Annotated in this window: 14 protein-coding genes; 3 read left to right on the forward strand and 11 right to left on the reverse strand. The window is 36.0% G+C overall.

The window, feature by feature from the left end; genetic code table 11:
- Positions 1 to 1,158, forward strand: coding sequence for a catalase family protein (locus tag MMY79_RS09780; RefSeq protein WP_252608051.1), 1,158 nt, complete (start codon positions 1 to 3; stop codon positions 1,156 to 1,158).
- A 689-nt stretch (positions 1,159 to 1,847) separates the two neighbouring features.
- Positions 1,848 to 3,437: a phospholipase D family protein gene (locus MMY79_RS09785; protein WP_252608053.1), complete on the forward strand. Its 1,590-nt coding sequence runs from the start codon at positions 1,848 to 1,850 to the stop codon at positions 3,435 to 3,437.
- 17 nt (positions 3,438 to 3,454) lie between these two features.
- Here the strand turns inward: MMY79_RS09785 and MMY79_RS09790 are convergent, their stop codons facing one another.
- The 10 genes from MMY79_RS09790 to ppk1 form a co-directional block, all read right to left on the reverse strand.
- Positions 3,455 to 4,042 carry a uracil-DNA glycosylase family protein gene (locus MMY79_RS09790; protein WP_252608055.1) on the reverse strand — a complete coding sequence of 196 codons (588 nt, stop codon included), beginning with the start codon at positions 4,040 to 4,042 and terminating at the stop codon, positions 3,455 to 3,457.
- 166 nt (positions 4,043 to 4,208) lie between these two features.
- Entirely contained in the window at positions 4,209 to 4,445 is a 237-nt protein-coding gene (locus MMY79_RS09795) for a hypothetical protein (protein ID WP_252608057.1), read from the reverse strand.
- A 233-nt stretch (positions 4,446 to 4,678) separates the two neighbouring features.
- On the reverse strand, positions 4,679 to 4,855 hold the full coding sequence (locus MMY79_RS09800; RefSeq protein ID WP_013197928.1) for a hypothetical protein: 177 nt from the start codon (positions 4,853 to 4,855) through the stop codon (positions 4,679 to 4,681).
- A 576-nt stretch (positions 4,856 to 5,431) separates the two neighbouring features.
- Positions 5,432 to 6,484, reverse strand: a complete 1,053-nt coding sequence (locus tag MMY79_RS09805) for a dipeptidase (RefSeq protein WP_252608059.1) — start codon at positions 6,482 to 6,484, stop codon at positions 5,432 to 5,434.
- Positions 6,485 to 6,502: 18 nt separating this feature from the next.
- Entirely contained in the window at positions 6,503 to 7,657 is a 1,155-nt protein-coding gene (pqqE, locus tag MMY79_RS09810; RefSeq protein WP_252608061.1) for a pyrroloquinoline quinone biosynthesis protein PqqE, read from the reverse strand.
- Positions 7,654 to 7,938, reverse strand: a complete 285-nt coding sequence (pqqD, locus tag MMY79_RS09815; protein WP_252608063.1) for a pyrroloquinoline quinone biosynthesis peptide chaperone PqqD — start codon at positions 7,936 to 7,938, stop codon at positions 7,654 to 7,656. The genes pqqE and pqqD overlap by 4 nt, the downstream gene beginning before the upstream one ends.
- Positions 7,935 to 8,693 carry a pyrroloquinoline-quinone synthase PqqC gene (pqqC, locus tag MMY79_RS09820; RefSeq protein WP_252608065.1) on the reverse strand — a complete coding sequence of 253 codons (759 nt, stop codon included), beginning with the start codon at positions 8,691 to 8,693 and terminating at the stop codon, positions 7,935 to 7,937. Before pqqC ends, pqqD begins: the two co-directional genes overlap by 4 nt.
- An 8-nt stretch (positions 8,694 to 8,701) precedes the next feature.
- The gene (gene pqqB, locus MMY79_RS09825; protein WP_252608067.1) at positions 8,702 to 9,613 is read right to left on the reverse strand and encodes a pyrroloquinoline quinone biosynthesis protein PqqB; all 912 of its coding nucleotides are present in this window, start codon (positions 9,611 to 9,613) and stop codon (positions 8,702 to 8,704) included.
- A gap of 76 nt (positions 9,614 to 9,689) precedes the next feature.
- The gene (gene pqqA / locus MMY79_RS09830; RefSeq protein ID WP_001982218.1) at positions 9,690 to 9,764 is read right to left on the reverse strand and encodes a pyrroloquinoline quinone precursor peptide PqqA; all 75 of its coding nucleotides are present in this window, start codon (positions 9,762 to 9,764) and stop codon (positions 9,690 to 9,692) included.
- Positions 9,765 to 9,988: 224 nt separating this feature from the next.
- On the reverse strand, positions 9,989 to 12,064 hold the full coding sequence (gene ppk1, locus MMY79_RS09835; RefSeq protein WP_252608069.1) for a polyphosphate kinase 1: 2,076 nt from the start codon (positions 12,062 to 12,064) through the stop codon (positions 9,989 to 9,991).
- A gap of 301 nt (positions 12,065 to 12,365) precedes the next feature.
- Between ppk1 and MMY79_RS09840 the strand changes: the two genes are divergently transcribed.
- Positions 12,366 to 14,144: a bifunctional metallophosphatase/5'-nucleotidase gene (locus MMY79_RS09840; RefSeq protein ID WP_252608071.1), complete on the forward strand. Its 1,779-nt coding sequence runs from the start codon at positions 12,366 to 12,368 to the stop codon at positions 14,142 to 14,144.
- Positions 14,145 to 14,204: 60 nt separating this feature from the next.
- Here MMY79_RS09840 and MMY79_RS09845 read toward each other — a convergent pair whose 3' ends face one another.
- The gene (locus MMY79_RS09845) at positions 14,205 to 14,606 is read right to left on the reverse strand and encodes a transcriptional repressor (protein WP_016138138.1); all 402 of its coding nucleotides are present in this window, start codon (positions 14,604 to 14,606) and stop codon (positions 14,205 to 14,207) included.
- Positions 14,607 to 14,695: the final 89 nt, after the last annotated feature.

A 14,695-nucleotide genomic window follows, 5' to 3' on the forward strand; every position in this document is an offset into this window, starting at 1 on the left:
ATGTCAAATTTTATGAAGCCTACACATTTTAGGATATTTTTTGTATTTACTCCTCTTGTTTTTGCAGTAACAGGTTGTAGTGAAACTTTATATTCCCAAAGAACTATACCAATAAAAATATCTTCAGAAAGTATTGCCTATCCAGAAGCTGATCCAGTTTTAGGGGAAAAGTTACAGCCTAATGAGGAAGTGCTAGCTCAGAACATAGCTCAAGTCATTAAAAAGTCAATTCGTGAACAATATACGGCGGGAAATGCTTTGCGTGATGCACATCCTAAAGCGCATGGTTGTGTTCGAGCCGAGTTTCATGTCTCACAAAATATACCTGCTCAGTTTGCTAAAGGCGTTTTTATACCAGACCAAAGTTATCAAGCATGGATTCGTTTTTCGAATGCTTCTAATGACGCCACGAGTGCCGACATTGACAAAGATGCACGTGGTATAGCCATAAAACTTTTAGGTGTATCTGGAGACAAAATTTTAGAAAGTGAAAAGCAAGCAACCACACAAGATTTTATTATGATTAATCACCCTGTCTTTTTTGCCAATGATGCAAAAAGATATCTTTCTTTTATGAACGATGTGAATAGCCACAATATGATCAGAAAACTTCATATTCCTTTTGCCTTAGGTTTTAAAGGAACCATGAATGCACTGGGAGCACGTAACTCACAAATTGCAAACCCACTCTATGCACGTTACTGGTCTATGGTTCCCTATCAGTTAGGCCTTGGCAAAGATCGGCAAGCAGTTAAATATTCAGTACGTGCTTGTAAGGTAACACCAAATAATCTACCTAAAAATCCTAGTCATGATTTTTTAAGAGAAGCTTTAAAGAATACTTTGCAAAATAATGACGCCTGTATGGAGTTTCTTATTCAGCCGAGAACTTCAAGTACAATGCTAGTTGAAGACGCAATGACAGAATGGGATGAGAAAGCAGCTCCTTTCTATCAAGTAGCAACTATTCATATTCCAAAGCAGGACTTTGACACACCAGAACAAAACAAGTTCTGTGAAAATCTGTCTTTTACGCCGTGGCATGCTTTACCTGAACATAAGCCATTAGGTGCAGTAAACAGAATGCGTAAAGTCATTTATGAAAACATAAGTAGAGTTCGACATGATATGAATTCAGCACCTAGACAAGAACCTTAAATATGTTATCCCTCTCGGCTTAGCATTTAAGTGCTCTTGTCTTACTAGGAGCAAATAATTTTCTCAGCTAATAATAAGTATTTTGGCATTTTTATCTCCTTATTAGTTGTAAGTAATAATATAAGTATAAGATTGAAGTTGTAAAAATAAATTTATCATTTTTATTAAATTATTGCTGTTTTTAAATTTTAATTGATAAGTTGTGTGTTTGGTTAATCAGTTACTTTTTTAATATTATCTGGTTCGAATTATATTATGATTAAATTGGTAGGTATTATAATGATAGCTGAAATTTATATTTAAGAATTTTGATATTTTAAAAATATTAAAAACTTTAAAATCGCCCTTAAAAAGCCGCCCCAGAAGGCGGTTGCTGAATTTACAGCGATATAGGCATTTTATTTTCTCCCTTTTATGGTCAGACTACTCATTCAGCCCTTTAAGGAAGTATGATAGATATCATGTTGCCTAATATAATTGTTGTTCTGCCAATTGTAATTAGTGTGTTTTTGTGAAAGCTGCAAGCACAACCATCTGTTGGTTAAATTTTTAAATAGATAGTCTTTTGTTGACTAAAGTCTATAAAAATAAGGAATTGCTAGAGCTGAGGCTTGGCAGAATGCATTTATACCGTTTAATATGAATTTTGACATATAAATTGAATATAAAAATGCTGTGATGTGCTTATCTTGGATGCGACTTTAAAAGCTTACATGATTAATCAACTCTATCAGCAATACAGTAATATGGCATTAAATGCTTGGGGCTTTACAAATACACCTTCGTATAACGATACATACGACCCTGATGAGAATGATATAGTGACAAATAGCTTTAATTGGTTGAATGATGAGCAAGCTACTGAAAAAACAAAACAAGGATTAACTGCTTTTGTGGCATTGGATGATGCCTTTATCAGTATTGCTTCTCGTATGTATCTGATTAGAAATGCAAAAGAAAAAATTGATTTACAATATTATATTTGGACAAATGATTTTGTTGGAAACCTAATGCTGCACGAGTTGTTAACGGCGGCAGATCGTGGGGTAAAAGTTCGGTTACTCATTGACGATCAAAATGGAGTAAAACTTGATGGTGTTCTAAGAAGCCTTCTACACCACCCTAATTTTGAAATTCGTTTATTTAATCCATACAAATTCAGATATATAAGAATCTTAGACTATATTTTCCGGTTCAAGAAAGTAAACCATCGCATGCATAATAAATTAATCATTGCAGATGGGATGATTGCAGTAACGGGCGGTCGTAATATCAGTAGTGAGTACTTTGATGCAAGTAGTAAGTTTCAGTTTACAGATCTCGATATCTTATTTTATGGGCATACAGTACAACATGCTCAAGCAGTTTTTAATGATTTCTGGCAAAGTGAGCTAAGCCAAGACGCGACCAAGCTAGTCGGAACTTGCGCTGTTCACCACTTGCAATCATTACGACAGCATTATCATGATTTGCTTCATGAAAGTGAAAATCATAGTCAAACTGAAGATAAACTTTACGATGCTCAAACTTATTTAAAAGAACTTCTAGAGCACTATCCAATTCAATGGTCAAAAGCGTATTTTGTTGCAGATTCACCCAAAAAAATCTTAGGAATAGCATCTAAAGAAGAGATGCTTTATGGGCAAGTCATGGCCATTATGGGTGAACCAAAGCAGCACATCGAATTGGCTTCAGCTTATTTTGTTCCTACCCAGCAAGGCACTTACTATTTAAAACAGTTAAAAGTTCAAGGCGTTAAAGTTAGGGTTTTAACTAATTCTTTTGCTGCAAATGATGTGGCAATTGTGCATGCTTTTTATAGTCAATATCGAGTCGAAATGCTGAAAAGTGGTGTAGAACTATTTGAGTTTAAGCCATTTTTAGAGCGCAGACGTAGAACATGGTATGAAGTGGTAACAGGAAGCGTAATCCCTGCCAAAGGTAAAAATAAATCAAGCTTACATGCCAAATTTTTTGATGTAGATGGGAAAGTATTTATTGGTTCATTTAACTTTGATCCACGTTCGACTTACTTAAATACTGAGGTTGGTCTTGTTATTGAATCGAGTCAATTACAGGCTCAAATTTCAGTGATGCTCGATCAGCATTTACCCCAAGTTGCCTATCAGCTTAAGTTAAACAGTGAAGGTAAAATTATTTGGTTAGATTATCAGTCGAATGGACAAGTTGTTGAATATGAAAAAGACCCAGATACGAGCCTTTTCCAACGTACAATGATTAAAGCCGTTTCATATTTGCCAGTTGAATGGATGATGTAAAGATCATTCAGTTTTACTTATAAAATCCCAATCTGTTTAAAGAATTTTTGATAAGCCTCAGCTTTTTTCTCTAGTGCCAATGGATAAGCTCGAGAAGAAGATGGTAAGCGATATAAATTAATATCTCGATCTGCAAAGTAAGTCGAAGTAGATGTTCCTATAAGTGGTTTTTCAGTGTTCTCTGGTAAAACTGAAATTAAAGTGTCAGTCGCCTTATCGCCTGTGGTCATAATGGTCTGACATAGAGGAATCTGCTGAAGTAAAACAGTAAGATCTGTTGGCGTTACGATTTCAAGAAATTTATCTGCGGCATTTCCCTTCAACCGCTTAACTTGGTAAGCCGTATCAAAGATCGCAATGCCTGTTTCAATCAAGAAATTTCGAATACGTTTTTCATTAAAGTTTTTTTGGTTTTCACTTAAAAAGTAAGTTTTGTCTTGGAAAAAGATTAAACCAAAAATTCGCCACATGTCATTTTGGAAATTTGGATAGTAAAAATCCATCTTCCATTTATTACGCGGTGGTGGAAAGCTACCTAACATGAGTAAACGCGCATTTTCAGGTAAAAAGGGTTCTAGTGGATGTGTTTCTATCTCAATTATCATAAAAAATCAGTGTTTACTTAAAAACTTTATAAATAAATTAACCTATTTTTTAGTTAATCACGAGTCATGAAATGAAATTTCTCTTAATTCAAGCGTAAATGGAAGAAAATCAACGATCAGAAAAAGACATTGCAGTGACACCTTTGTAGGAATCACCTCAAACTTATTAAAAGTTAAGGACTTTAAAGACCTTGCCTGTTCTTGGGTGAGCAAAGGTATTATCTTGATCTAAATTAATGACTTTATCCGAAATCACAATTTTAGAAAGTGGTAACCAGCTTTGTTCTTGTTCAGCTTGGACAAAGTTTTTTTCATAAATATTTTCATAAATTTGTTCAACTACAATTTCCATACCACACATACTTTTGGCATTTACTTCTTTTAAAATATGGCGCTTTGACATTCTAGTCTCCTTTTTTATTATCCGCATCGCTAATAATAAAGACTCCATTGATACAATATGTAAATTTTAATAATGAAAGTGTTTTTTTTGTTTTAATCATACTTTTGTAATAATTAAATGAATAGTTGAGTAATTATTAATTTAATTATTATCTTTAAATTAATCTATTTAAAATAATTATGAGTTTTAATAAAATTAAAGGGTTCATTATTTGAACCCCTTTTTATTTAATTTTAAACTTGTACAGCGTTATCAATTGAGCCGTCATCTTGATTTTGGACCCTGTCTTTACTAGTCACTGGGTCGCTATCGTGATCTGTGTTAAAACTCTTACTGTTCTTTTGCTTCTTCTTGTAGACACACATCCCAATCGCAATACCTGTTCCGATCACTAAAATTGACTTTAACATTTTGCACCTCTTCGATTGACGGAGTAACTTTTGAAAAATCAGCTTTAATTAATAGCACATAATTTGTTATTTAACGGCTTTCATTTGCTCCGCTTTTGTAAGGTATTTAATTTTTATGTTAATTGAATAGTGTAATAGTTAAAAAATAAATTTTGATACAAAGCAAAAAGCCTATTCTATATTTTGAATAGGCTTTTTACTGTATTTCAGGATTAAGCAGTATTATGAATTGCTTTAAGCAATCTTATTATCTTTGAATACACTACAAATGTATTTAATGCTGAACTTTTAGTCAAGATACAGTTGAGGGGGTATACCAATAATTAGTGATTATTGTGATGACTGTCACGTTTATTTGTTTGAGATAAGAAAAAACCCATTTCTACTTCTCATGAAGAAATGGGTAATGTGAAAACCACAAAAGACCTGAAATACCAAATGTTCTTACATTCAGTAAGGTTGAGTGTAGTGAATATACCGAATGGTTGACAATTAAACTATTTGTGTTTTTTTTAGTCATTTCGGCCAGTAAAAAAACTGTTATGATTCTGTAGATTAACTCTTTTTAGTCATTCATTATTCAGCCAAAATTCTATCAAGTACCCTCACCCAATTATTAAGACATATATTTTCAATCAGTGTTTTAGAATAACCACGCTGTTGCATAAGCTCAATTAAGTGATGTAGCCCCGTTACATCTTCAAGCTCAGTAGCAATGAGTGCACCATCAAAGTCTGAACCAAAACCTACATGTTCTTCGCCCAAATGATCCATTAAATATTCTAAATGTTCTAAAATTACATCGATGGATGTATCAGCATTGCGTTGTCCATCCGATCGTAAAAAAGCAACATCGAAATTTACCCCCACCACGCCTTTACTTTCTCGGATTGCTTTGAGCTGTAGGTCAGTTAAGTTACGTGCTTGAGGACATAAAACATGCGCATTAGAGTGCGTTGCTACGATTGGCTGCTGCAATATATCTACCGTATTCCAAAAAGCTTGTTCATTCATATGAGAAACATCAATCACCATCTTTTTATCGGCACAGCGTTTTATAAAGTCTTTGCCATCGCTCGTAAGACCTGCTCCAGTGTCGGGTGAATGAGGAAACTTAGCATTTAAACCATGTCCAAAGCGGCTCGGTCTATTCCAGAGTGGACCAATACTACGCAGACCTCTTTCATAAAATACATCGAGTAAATCAGGGTTGTGCTGTAAAGCTTCAGCACCTTCCATATGCAACATAATTGCTAGTTTTTGCTCTGCTCGGCAATCCTGAATATTTTGAACCGATGTGCAAATTTTAATATTTTTAGAATGCTGAGCGAGTTGATGAGCTAAATCGAGTTGTTCCAAGCAAATTTGTTCAATTTGCTGTTGTGTAAAATCAGAAGCATTTTGATCAAATAGCTTATTGGGATGGTTCTGTTGAACATAGCCATATGGAGGCAAAAAAATCGCAAACATTCCTCCAATAAAACCAGCTTCTTGACAGCGTTTTAGATCGAGATGACCTGCTAAACGTTCATGAATAAAAGCATTTACTGGATCTGGATGATCACTTAGCCATAACCGTGTTAAAGCATCATTATGCCCATCAAAAACTGGAATATGGCTAGGCTTCATGGGCATTCCTATTACTTGCTATATGTCTGTAATCGTGTGGACTGGAATATTTTGTGTGGCGCTTAAAGATTTAGAGTTTCTACTATTACGGAATACTAAATTTTGCAGTGGTGCAGCCAACTGACTTTCTGTACGCGCTTGTTCAATCATTTGATGATACGGCGATTTCCCACATACAGGATCGGCATTAGCCGCATCTCCAGTCAGCATATAGGCCTGACAACGACATCCACCAAAGTCTCGGTCTTTATCTGGGCAACTACGGCACCCTTCTGGCATCCATGCATCACCACGGAAATGATTAAATCCAGTTGATTTGTACCAGATATCTGACAATTTATGTTCACAGACGTTTGGAAATGAAATTGGCAATTGTCGTGCTGCATGGCAAGGCAGCGCCATACCATCCGGAGCAACTGTAAAGAAGATTTTACCCCAACCATTCATACAGGCTTTCGGTCGCTCTTCATAATAATCAGGGACTACAAAAATAAATTTGCAAGGATGATTTTGCGCTTTTAATTTTTCTCGATATTCATTGGTAATCCTTTCTGCGCGTGTCAGTTGCTCTTGTGTGGGTAATAAACCTTGGCGGTTTAAAAAAGCCCAACCGTAAAACTGACAAATTGCTAGCTCGACTGTATCTGCATTTAGCTCAAGGCAAAGTTCAATGATTTGCTCAATCTGGTCAATGTTATGTCGATGAATTACAAAGTTAAGTACCATTGGATAATCGTATTTCTTAACCAGTCGGCACATGTCATACTTTTGTTCGAAAGCATGTTTTGAACCTGCCAAGGCATCATTTACCACAGGGTCGCTAGCTTGGAAGCTCACCTGAATGTGGTCTAAACCCGCTTGTTTTAAATCAGCAATACGTTGTTCGGTAAGACCCATGCCTGAGGTAATCAAATTGGTATAAAACCCTTGCTGATGAGCATGTGCAACGAGTTGTTCTAAATCTTGACGTACTAACGGCTCTCCGCCAGAGAAACCCAGTTGAACAGCACCCATCTGACGTGCCTGATCAAAAACGTCAAACCATTCTTGGGTCGTCAATTCATTTTTATGCTGAGCGTAGTCCAATGGGTTTGAGCAATATGGGCATTGTAGCGGACAACGATAAGTGAGCTCCGCTAATAACCATAAAGGTAGGCCAACACCTTCTGTCATATTAAATCAATCCAGTGTTGTTGCTTTGCGACCAGCATGTAATCCACTACATCTTGATCTATCTCAGCAATATCACCAAATTTTTGCTTTAACTGAGCAATAATTACGGACACATTTTGCTGCCCATCAATATATTGTCCGATTGCCCCTGCACTTTCATTTAACTTGATCATGCCTTCAGGATATAAAATCACAAAACCATTTTGAGCCGGCTCGAACTGAAAACGGTAACCTTGTCGCCATGTTGGCACAAGGTTTAAATCAAACTGCTCTTTATTCATTTAAATAGTCCTTTGTGCCAAACCCGTTTGCTTGTCACAGTGTGATATGGTGCTTCATTGTGAACATGTGCAAGTGTTAAAGCATCTAAAATGGTCCATAAAATATCCAGTTTAAACTGCAATATTTCAAGCATTCGCTCTTGTTGCTCAAAAGTTGTAAATGAATCAAGCGTAATCGTTAAACCATGTTCAACGTCACGACGTGCCTGACTTAAACGAGAACGGAAATACTCATAGCCTTTATCATCAATCCATGAATAGTGCTGCGGCCATGAATCAAGTCGCGACTGATGAATTTGTGGGGCAAAAAGTTCAGTTAAAGAGCTACTTGCTGCTTCACGCCATGAAGCACGGCGTGCAAAGTTCACATATGCATCTACGGCAAAGCGCACACCTGGTAATACCAGTTCTTCAGAAATAACTTGTTCACGACTCAAGCCCACAGATTCAGCTAACTGCAACCATGCTTCTCGACCACCACCATCAGGATATTCACCATCTTGGTCGATCATGCGTTGAATCCATTCTTGACGGACTCGCTGGTCGGGGCAATTTGCCATAATGGCTGCATCTTTAAGCGGAATATTAATTTGATAGTAATATCGGTTTGCCACCCAAGCCTGAATTTGCTGTTGAGTTGCTCGCCCTTCATACATCATCACGTGAAATGGATGATAGATATGATAGTACTGGCCTTTATCAATAATGGCTTGTTGGAATTGTTCTGTTGTTAAAGCTTCAGGTGTTTGAGTCATGTTTCACCTTAGAGTTCAATCTGCATGCCATCATAGGCAACCTCTACGCCATTTGCTTTAAGCTCAGCAAACTGGCTAGAGTTTTCATTTAAAATTGGATTAGTATTGTTAATATGAATCAGCACTTTTTTAGGTGTACTCAGCTGATTTAAATAAGACAGAGAACCACCTTCTCCACTAATATATAAATGCCCCATTTCACGGCCAGTTTTAGTTCCAACCCCTGTTTGCTGCATTTCATCGTCTGTCCAAAGCGTACCATCAATCATGACGCAGTCTGAACTCTGCATAATCTGCATGATTTGGTCATCAATTTTTCCAAGACCCGGTGCATAGAACAACTGCTTTTGTGTTTTATGATCTTTGATAATTAAAGCAATATTGTCGCCGTCATGTGGATCATGTCGATGCGGTGAATATGGTGGCGCTGCACTTTTAATAATTAAAGGCAAAAATTCTAAATTTTCAAAACCATCAATTTTAAAGGCTTGTTTAGGATTAATTTCATTGTATTGAAGACCACCATTCCAGTGTTTAAGCATATTAAATACTGGAAAGCCGCTCGTTAAATCTTGGTAGACCATTTCTGTACACCACACATTCATTGGGCAACCTTCACGTAAGGTTAAAAGCCCAGTGGTATGGTCTAACTGACTATCCATTAAAATAACGCTTGTTATTCCCGTATCACGCAATTTACGCGCTGGTTGAGCTGCTTTAAATTCGAAAAGTTGCTGACGGATATCAGGTGATGCGTTTAATAAAACCCAGTCTATTCCATTTTCAGAAATAGCAATTGATGATTGAGTACGGGCTTTGGCTTGGATTGAACCTGTGCGCACACCATGACAATTCGGGCAATTACAATTCCACTGCGGGAACCCGCCTCCGGCAGCTGAACCTAAAACATAAATATACATAAAATTAATATCTTATTAGAAAGAGATAAGCCCTAGAACAAGACTAGGGCTTATGACATATTTGGATGAAACTGAATTAACGTGCTTCGAAGTACATAGTAACTTCAAAACCAATACGTAAATCAGTAAAAGCTGGTTTAGTCCATTGCATAAATTATCTCCGGTTCATATTAATCTTGTGAAATGAATCACTTGATTAAATCTTATAAGGTCATTAAAAATTTATTCTAAATAAAAAAAATGGGTTTGTAGACAAGCGTTGGCTAAGATATTGTTCGATAATTGTGTTTTTTGTCCAAATTTTATTATTTCACACATATTCAAATAAACTTCTAAGAAGACACAACAGTTTAAAATACCATTGTGTCTTCTTTTTTACCCAAGTAAGTTCATTAAATGTTGTTGTGCAATATGAAGGTGCTGCCCACGTTTAGGTTGGTCTTGTACCCATGTTCCATCTGCTTGTAATTCCCAAGCTTGACGATTGTCTTTTAGATAATTATTTAAACCATCTTCTATGATTTGTTTCTTTAATTTTTTATCTTCAATAGGGAAACAAGTTTCTATACGAGAGAACAAGTTACGACCCATCCAGTCAGCACTAGCACAGTAAACCTTTGTATCACCATCATTGTAAAAATAGTAAACGCGAGTATGTTCTAAATAACGACCAACAATTGAGCGTACACGAATATTTTCGGATAAACCCGCAACTTGTGGTCTTAAGCAACAAATTGAACGAATAATTAAATCAATTTGTACGCCTGCTTGTGATGCCTTATAAAGTGCACTGATTAGCTGAGGCTCAGTGAGTGCATTCACTTTAATTATAATGTGGGCCTTTTTGCCTGCGAGACTGTTTTTAGTTTCTTGGTCAATTAACTCAAGCAATTGTGAATGTAAGGTAAAAGGTGCATGGAAAAGTTTTTTAAGCTTTGCCATTTTGCCCATACCTGTGAGTTCTTGGAAAATTTTATGCACATCTTCACAGATTTCAACATCACTCGTAAGTAAACCAAAATCTGTATAAATCTTGGCATTCACGGCATGGTAATTGCCTGTACCTAAGTGTACATATCTTTTGATTTTATCTTGTTCACGACGAACAACTAAAATCATTTTGGCGTGAGTTTTATAACCTACAATTCCATAAACTACGACTGCACCAGCTTCTTGTAGTACGTTAGCAACTTCAATATTGGACTCTTCGTCAAAGCGTGCGCGTAGCTCAATAACAGCAGTAACTTCTTTTCCGTTGCGAGCAGCTTCTGCAAGAAGTTGCACTATTTCAGAATTTGCGCCACTACGATACAGCGTTTGTTTAATTGCCAATACATTTGGATCTTGTGCAGCTTCTCTAAGAAACTTAATCACAGGTGCAAAAGAGTCAAATGGATGATGGAGTAAAACATCCCCTGCTTTTAATACACTAAAAATCGGTTTCTTATCATACAGAAGCCGAGGTAAGACCTGTTGATAGGGTTTATAGCGTAGATCTGGCAAATCAAAATTCGAAATAAAACGGGCTAAATTTACGGGACCATCTACGTAATAAAGATGTTCAGAATCTAAATCAAACTGTTCCAATAAATAATTTGCAATGTCAGCAGGACATTTTTTGCCTACTTCGAGACGAACAGCTTGCCCAAAACGACGTGAAGATAACTCACCTTTTAAAGCTTCCGCTAAATCTTCTACATCTTCAGATACGGTTAAATCAGCATTTCGTGTTACGCGAAATTGATAGCACCCCGTTGCTTTCATCCCTGGGAATAAATCTGAAATATGTTGATGAATAATGGCCGATAAAAGAATGTAATGCTCGGCACCACCGGAAATATATTCCGGAATTTTAACAAGTCTTGGTAAAGAACGTGGGGCTGGCACAATAGCTAAATCAATCTGACGGCCAAAAGCATCTTTACCTTCCAAGGTAACAATAAAATTGAGACTTTTATTGACCAATCTTGGGAATGGATGTGCTGGATCAAGACTAATTGGAGTAACAACTGGTTGTACTTCTTTAAAAAAGTATTCTTTAATCCATTCTTTATGTTTTTCTAATATGTCAGCATGTTGAATAAAATTAACACCATAGCCTTGTAGTTGTGGCAACAATGTATAATTTAAAATTTTATATTGTTCTTCAACTGCCTCATGCACATTTTTTGAAATTTGTTTTAATACTTCTACTAATGGCAGTCCTTCTGGTCCAGTTGCTTGACTCATTAGGCTAATTTGTTGAATTAGACTTGCCACACGAATTTCAAAAAACTCATCCAAATTACGTGAAAAAATAATTAAAAAATTTAAGCGTTCAAGTAAGGGATGTTCAATATCTTTTGCTTGAGCAAGCACCCGCTTATGGAACTCTAACAAGGACAGTTCTCTATTAATATAAGTTTCTAAATTATGCTGGATTGAGCTAGGTAAAGTTGGCAATGATGTCATTCTTGACTCTTATACTTGGTAAAAAGTTAAAGTGAATAAAAAAGAGGAATTTAATACCAATTTTACTCACCCGATATTTTGTAGATGTTTTATTGCAAATTAATGAATTATTTATGAAAAAAATAAAAAAACGTATTTATTCTAAGCATTCTATTTATTGACTTCCTTTATAGAAGTTTATACATAATTTTAGCACTAATTTTTGAAGATCACTCTATCTATAGCTATATTCATTTTTCATCAAATATTCATACTAAAAGCGTATTTTTTTATCCGTCTTAATTGATCAAATGATAAAAAAATGACAAATTTAACAACACTTTTTAAAGTAACTACACTTTCTCTGGCAGTAACGTTATTAGCTGGATGTAATGACGATGATAACGATACAACATCACCTGTCCAAAGAAGCAATCAGACTGTAAATATTTTAGCTTTTAATGACTTTCACGGAAATCTTGAGCCACCTAAGCGTTATGTTGAAGCACCAAATCCAAATGATGCAGCTCAATCTGTTCGTATTCCTGTGGGTGGCGTAAGCTACTTTGCAGACGCAATTAAAAAACTTAAAGCAGAAAATCCAAATAATGCTGTCGTTTCGGCAGGTGATTTAATTAGCGCATCTCCTCTAACCTCTTCTTTATTTTTAGATGAACCGACCATTGAAGTCATGAATGATATTCAAATTGACTTTAATGCTGTGGGTAACCATGAATTTGACCGTGGTACAGATGAATTACGCCGTTTAAAGAACGGTGGATGTCAGCAATACACAAGTACGGCGCCTTGCCAAATTAGTAAAAACTTTAGTGGTGCAAAATTTGACTTCCTTGCTGCTAACGTAGCAATGAAGAATGATGCGAGCAAAACGATCTTTCCTGCATATAAAGTCAAAACTTATGGTGGAATTCCAGTTGCATTTATTGGTTTAACTCTTAAAGCAACGCCAAGTATTGTTTCTGCTGCTGGCATTAAAGACGTTGAGTTTCGTGATGAAGCGGATACGGTAAATGCATTGATTCCTGAGTTACAAAAACAAGGAATTGAAGCAATTGTAGTGGTGGTACATGAAGGTGCAGCGCCAAGTACTAAGTTTAATGAGAAAACATGTGATGGTTTAAGCGGCCCGATTTTAGGAATTTTGGATAAGCTTGATCCAGCAGTTGATATTGTTGTTTCAGGTCACACGCATCAATCTTATATTTGTGACTATGCAACCAAAAATCCGGCAAAACCATTCTTACTTACTTCGGCTGGACAATATGGCACGCTCATTACTGACATCAAGGTTGAACTTGATGGTAAAACTGGTGATGTGATTAAAAAAGATGCTAAACAAGTTCCTATACAAAGCGAAGCCTATACGTCTGGTACAACCACTGTAAGCCTTACCGATCTCTATCAAAAATTTAGTAAAACCCCAAGCATTGAAGCCATTTTAGATAAGTACCGTCAAGCGGTGACCACCATTTCAAGCCGTGTGGTTGGAACTACAACAGCAGTAGTCAGTCGTAATCAAGTTGAAAGTGGTGAAAGCCCGTTGGGTATTATGATTGCCGATGCTCAACAAGCCTTTGCCTTAAAGGCAAGTAACCAAGGCTCTGACTTTACCTTAATGAACCCAGGTGGTGTCCGTGCCGATCTACTCATCAATAGCAGTAATCAAATCACCTTTGGCGATGTTTTTGCGGTGCAACCTTTTGGTAACTCTATTGTGACTTTGAGCTTAACTGGCAAACAAATTAGAGATGTAATTGAACAGCAATGGTCTGGTGCAAATGCAAATTCAGCTAGAATTTTACAGCCATCTAAAGAATTAAGTTATCAATATTTGGCAAATGCGGCTGTTTCACCAAGAGCAAGTAACATTATGGTTGCTGGTTCACCATTGGTTGACAGTAAAGTATACCGCGTAACGGTAAATAGCTTTTTGGCAGATGGTGGTGACAACTTTACGGTATTAAAAGAAGGCCAAAACCGTGTAGGTGGTGGTCAAGATATTGATGCCCTTGAAAGCTATGTCGCTAAGAATTCACCTTTAATTATTCCAGCGACTACTCGAATTAAAGTCATCAAATAGTAAATTTAATAAAAAATAAAAAAGGACAGTTTAGGCTGTCCTTTTTTCTATCTAAACTTTTTATTCTGTATAGAGATTAAGTTCAATACTGCTAATGTCTGATCCAGTATTGGCAAAAATAATGTCCATGACTTCATGAAGTAATTCCTTAACTTTCTCATGTTCAAAGCTAGAGGCTTCCGAAGTTTTAAGACAAATTAGATTGCAGCTCATTTTATCTTTTCTGATCTTATAAATACTTTTACTTTTTCCTAAGAAAACCCTTTTGATGAGCTTACGATTTTCAAATTCAGATAAGATTCGATAAATTGTTCCAAGCGTAATTTTATGTTCATTTTTAATTTGCGCATAAATACTCACAGCGCTTAAGCCTTGTGGATTTTGATTTAAAATTTCAAAAACCTGTATTCTTGATTTTTTTATGGGTAGTCCATTTAATAATGATTTTGAAGTTGCCGTCATGATTAATTAGCCTTAATGTTGAAAAGTATAGAAGTTCTTAAAATTATTTTGTCTATACTGGTTTGAAAATTATGGATATTTGTTTAATA

Origin of the sequence: Acinetobacter sp. XS-4 (genome assembly GCF_023920705.1) — a bacterium.
Lineage (GTDB): Bacteria > Pseudomonadota > Gammaproteobacteria > Pseudomonadales > Moraxellaceae > Acinetobacter.

What these genes read in the sequence shown, in the direction of transcription:
- MMY79_RS09780 (WP_252608051.1), top strand. Translation starts at nt 1, where the DNA reads ATGTCAAATTTTATGAAGCCTACACATTTTAGGATATTTTTTGTATTT.
- MMY79_RS09790 (WP_252608055.1), bottom strand. Translation starts at nt 4,042, where the DNA reads ATGATAATTGAGATAGAAACACATCCACTAGAACCCTTTTTACCTGAA.
- MMY79_RS09795 (WP_252608057.1), bottom strand. Translation starts at nt 4,445, where the DNA reads ATGTCAAAGCGCCATATTTTAAAAGAAGTAAATGCCAAAAGTATGTGT.
- MMY79_RS09800 (WP_013197928.1), bottom strand. Translation starts at nt 4,855, where the DNA reads ATGTTAAAGTCAATTTTAGTGATCGGAACAGGTATTGCGATTGGGATG.
- MMY79_RS09805 (WP_252608059.1), bottom strand. Translation starts at nt 6,484, where the DNA reads ATGAAGCCTAGCCATATTCCAGTTTTTGATGGGCATAATGATGCTTTA.
- pqqE (WP_252608061.1), bottom strand. Translation starts at nt 7,657, where the DNA reads ATGACAGAAGGTGTTGGCCTACCTTTATGGTTATTAGCGGAGCTCACT.
- pqqD (WP_252608063.1), bottom strand. Translation starts at nt 7,938, where the DNA reads ATGAATAAAGAGCAGTTTGATTTAAACCTTGTGCCAACATGGCGACAA.
- pqqC (WP_252608065.1), bottom strand. Translation starts at nt 8,693, where the DNA reads ATGACTCAAACACCTGAAGCTTTAACAACAGAACAATTCCAACAAGCC.
- pqqB (WP_252608067.1), bottom strand. Translation starts at nt 9,613, where the DNA reads ATGTATATTTATGTTTTAGGTTCAGCTGCCGGAGGCGGGTTCCCGCAG.
- ppk1 (WP_252608069.1), bottom strand. Translation starts at nt 12,064, where the DNA reads ATGACATCATTGCCAACTTTACCTAGCTCAATCCAGCATAATTTAGAA.
- MMY79_RS09840 (WP_252608071.1), top strand. Translation starts at nt 12,366, where the DNA reads ATGACAAATTTAACAACACTTTTTAAAGTAACTACACTTTCTCTGGCA.
- MMY79_RS09845 (WP_016138138.1), bottom strand. Translation starts at nt 14,606, where the DNA reads ATGACGGCAACTTCAAAATCATTATTAAATGGACTACCCATAAAAAAA.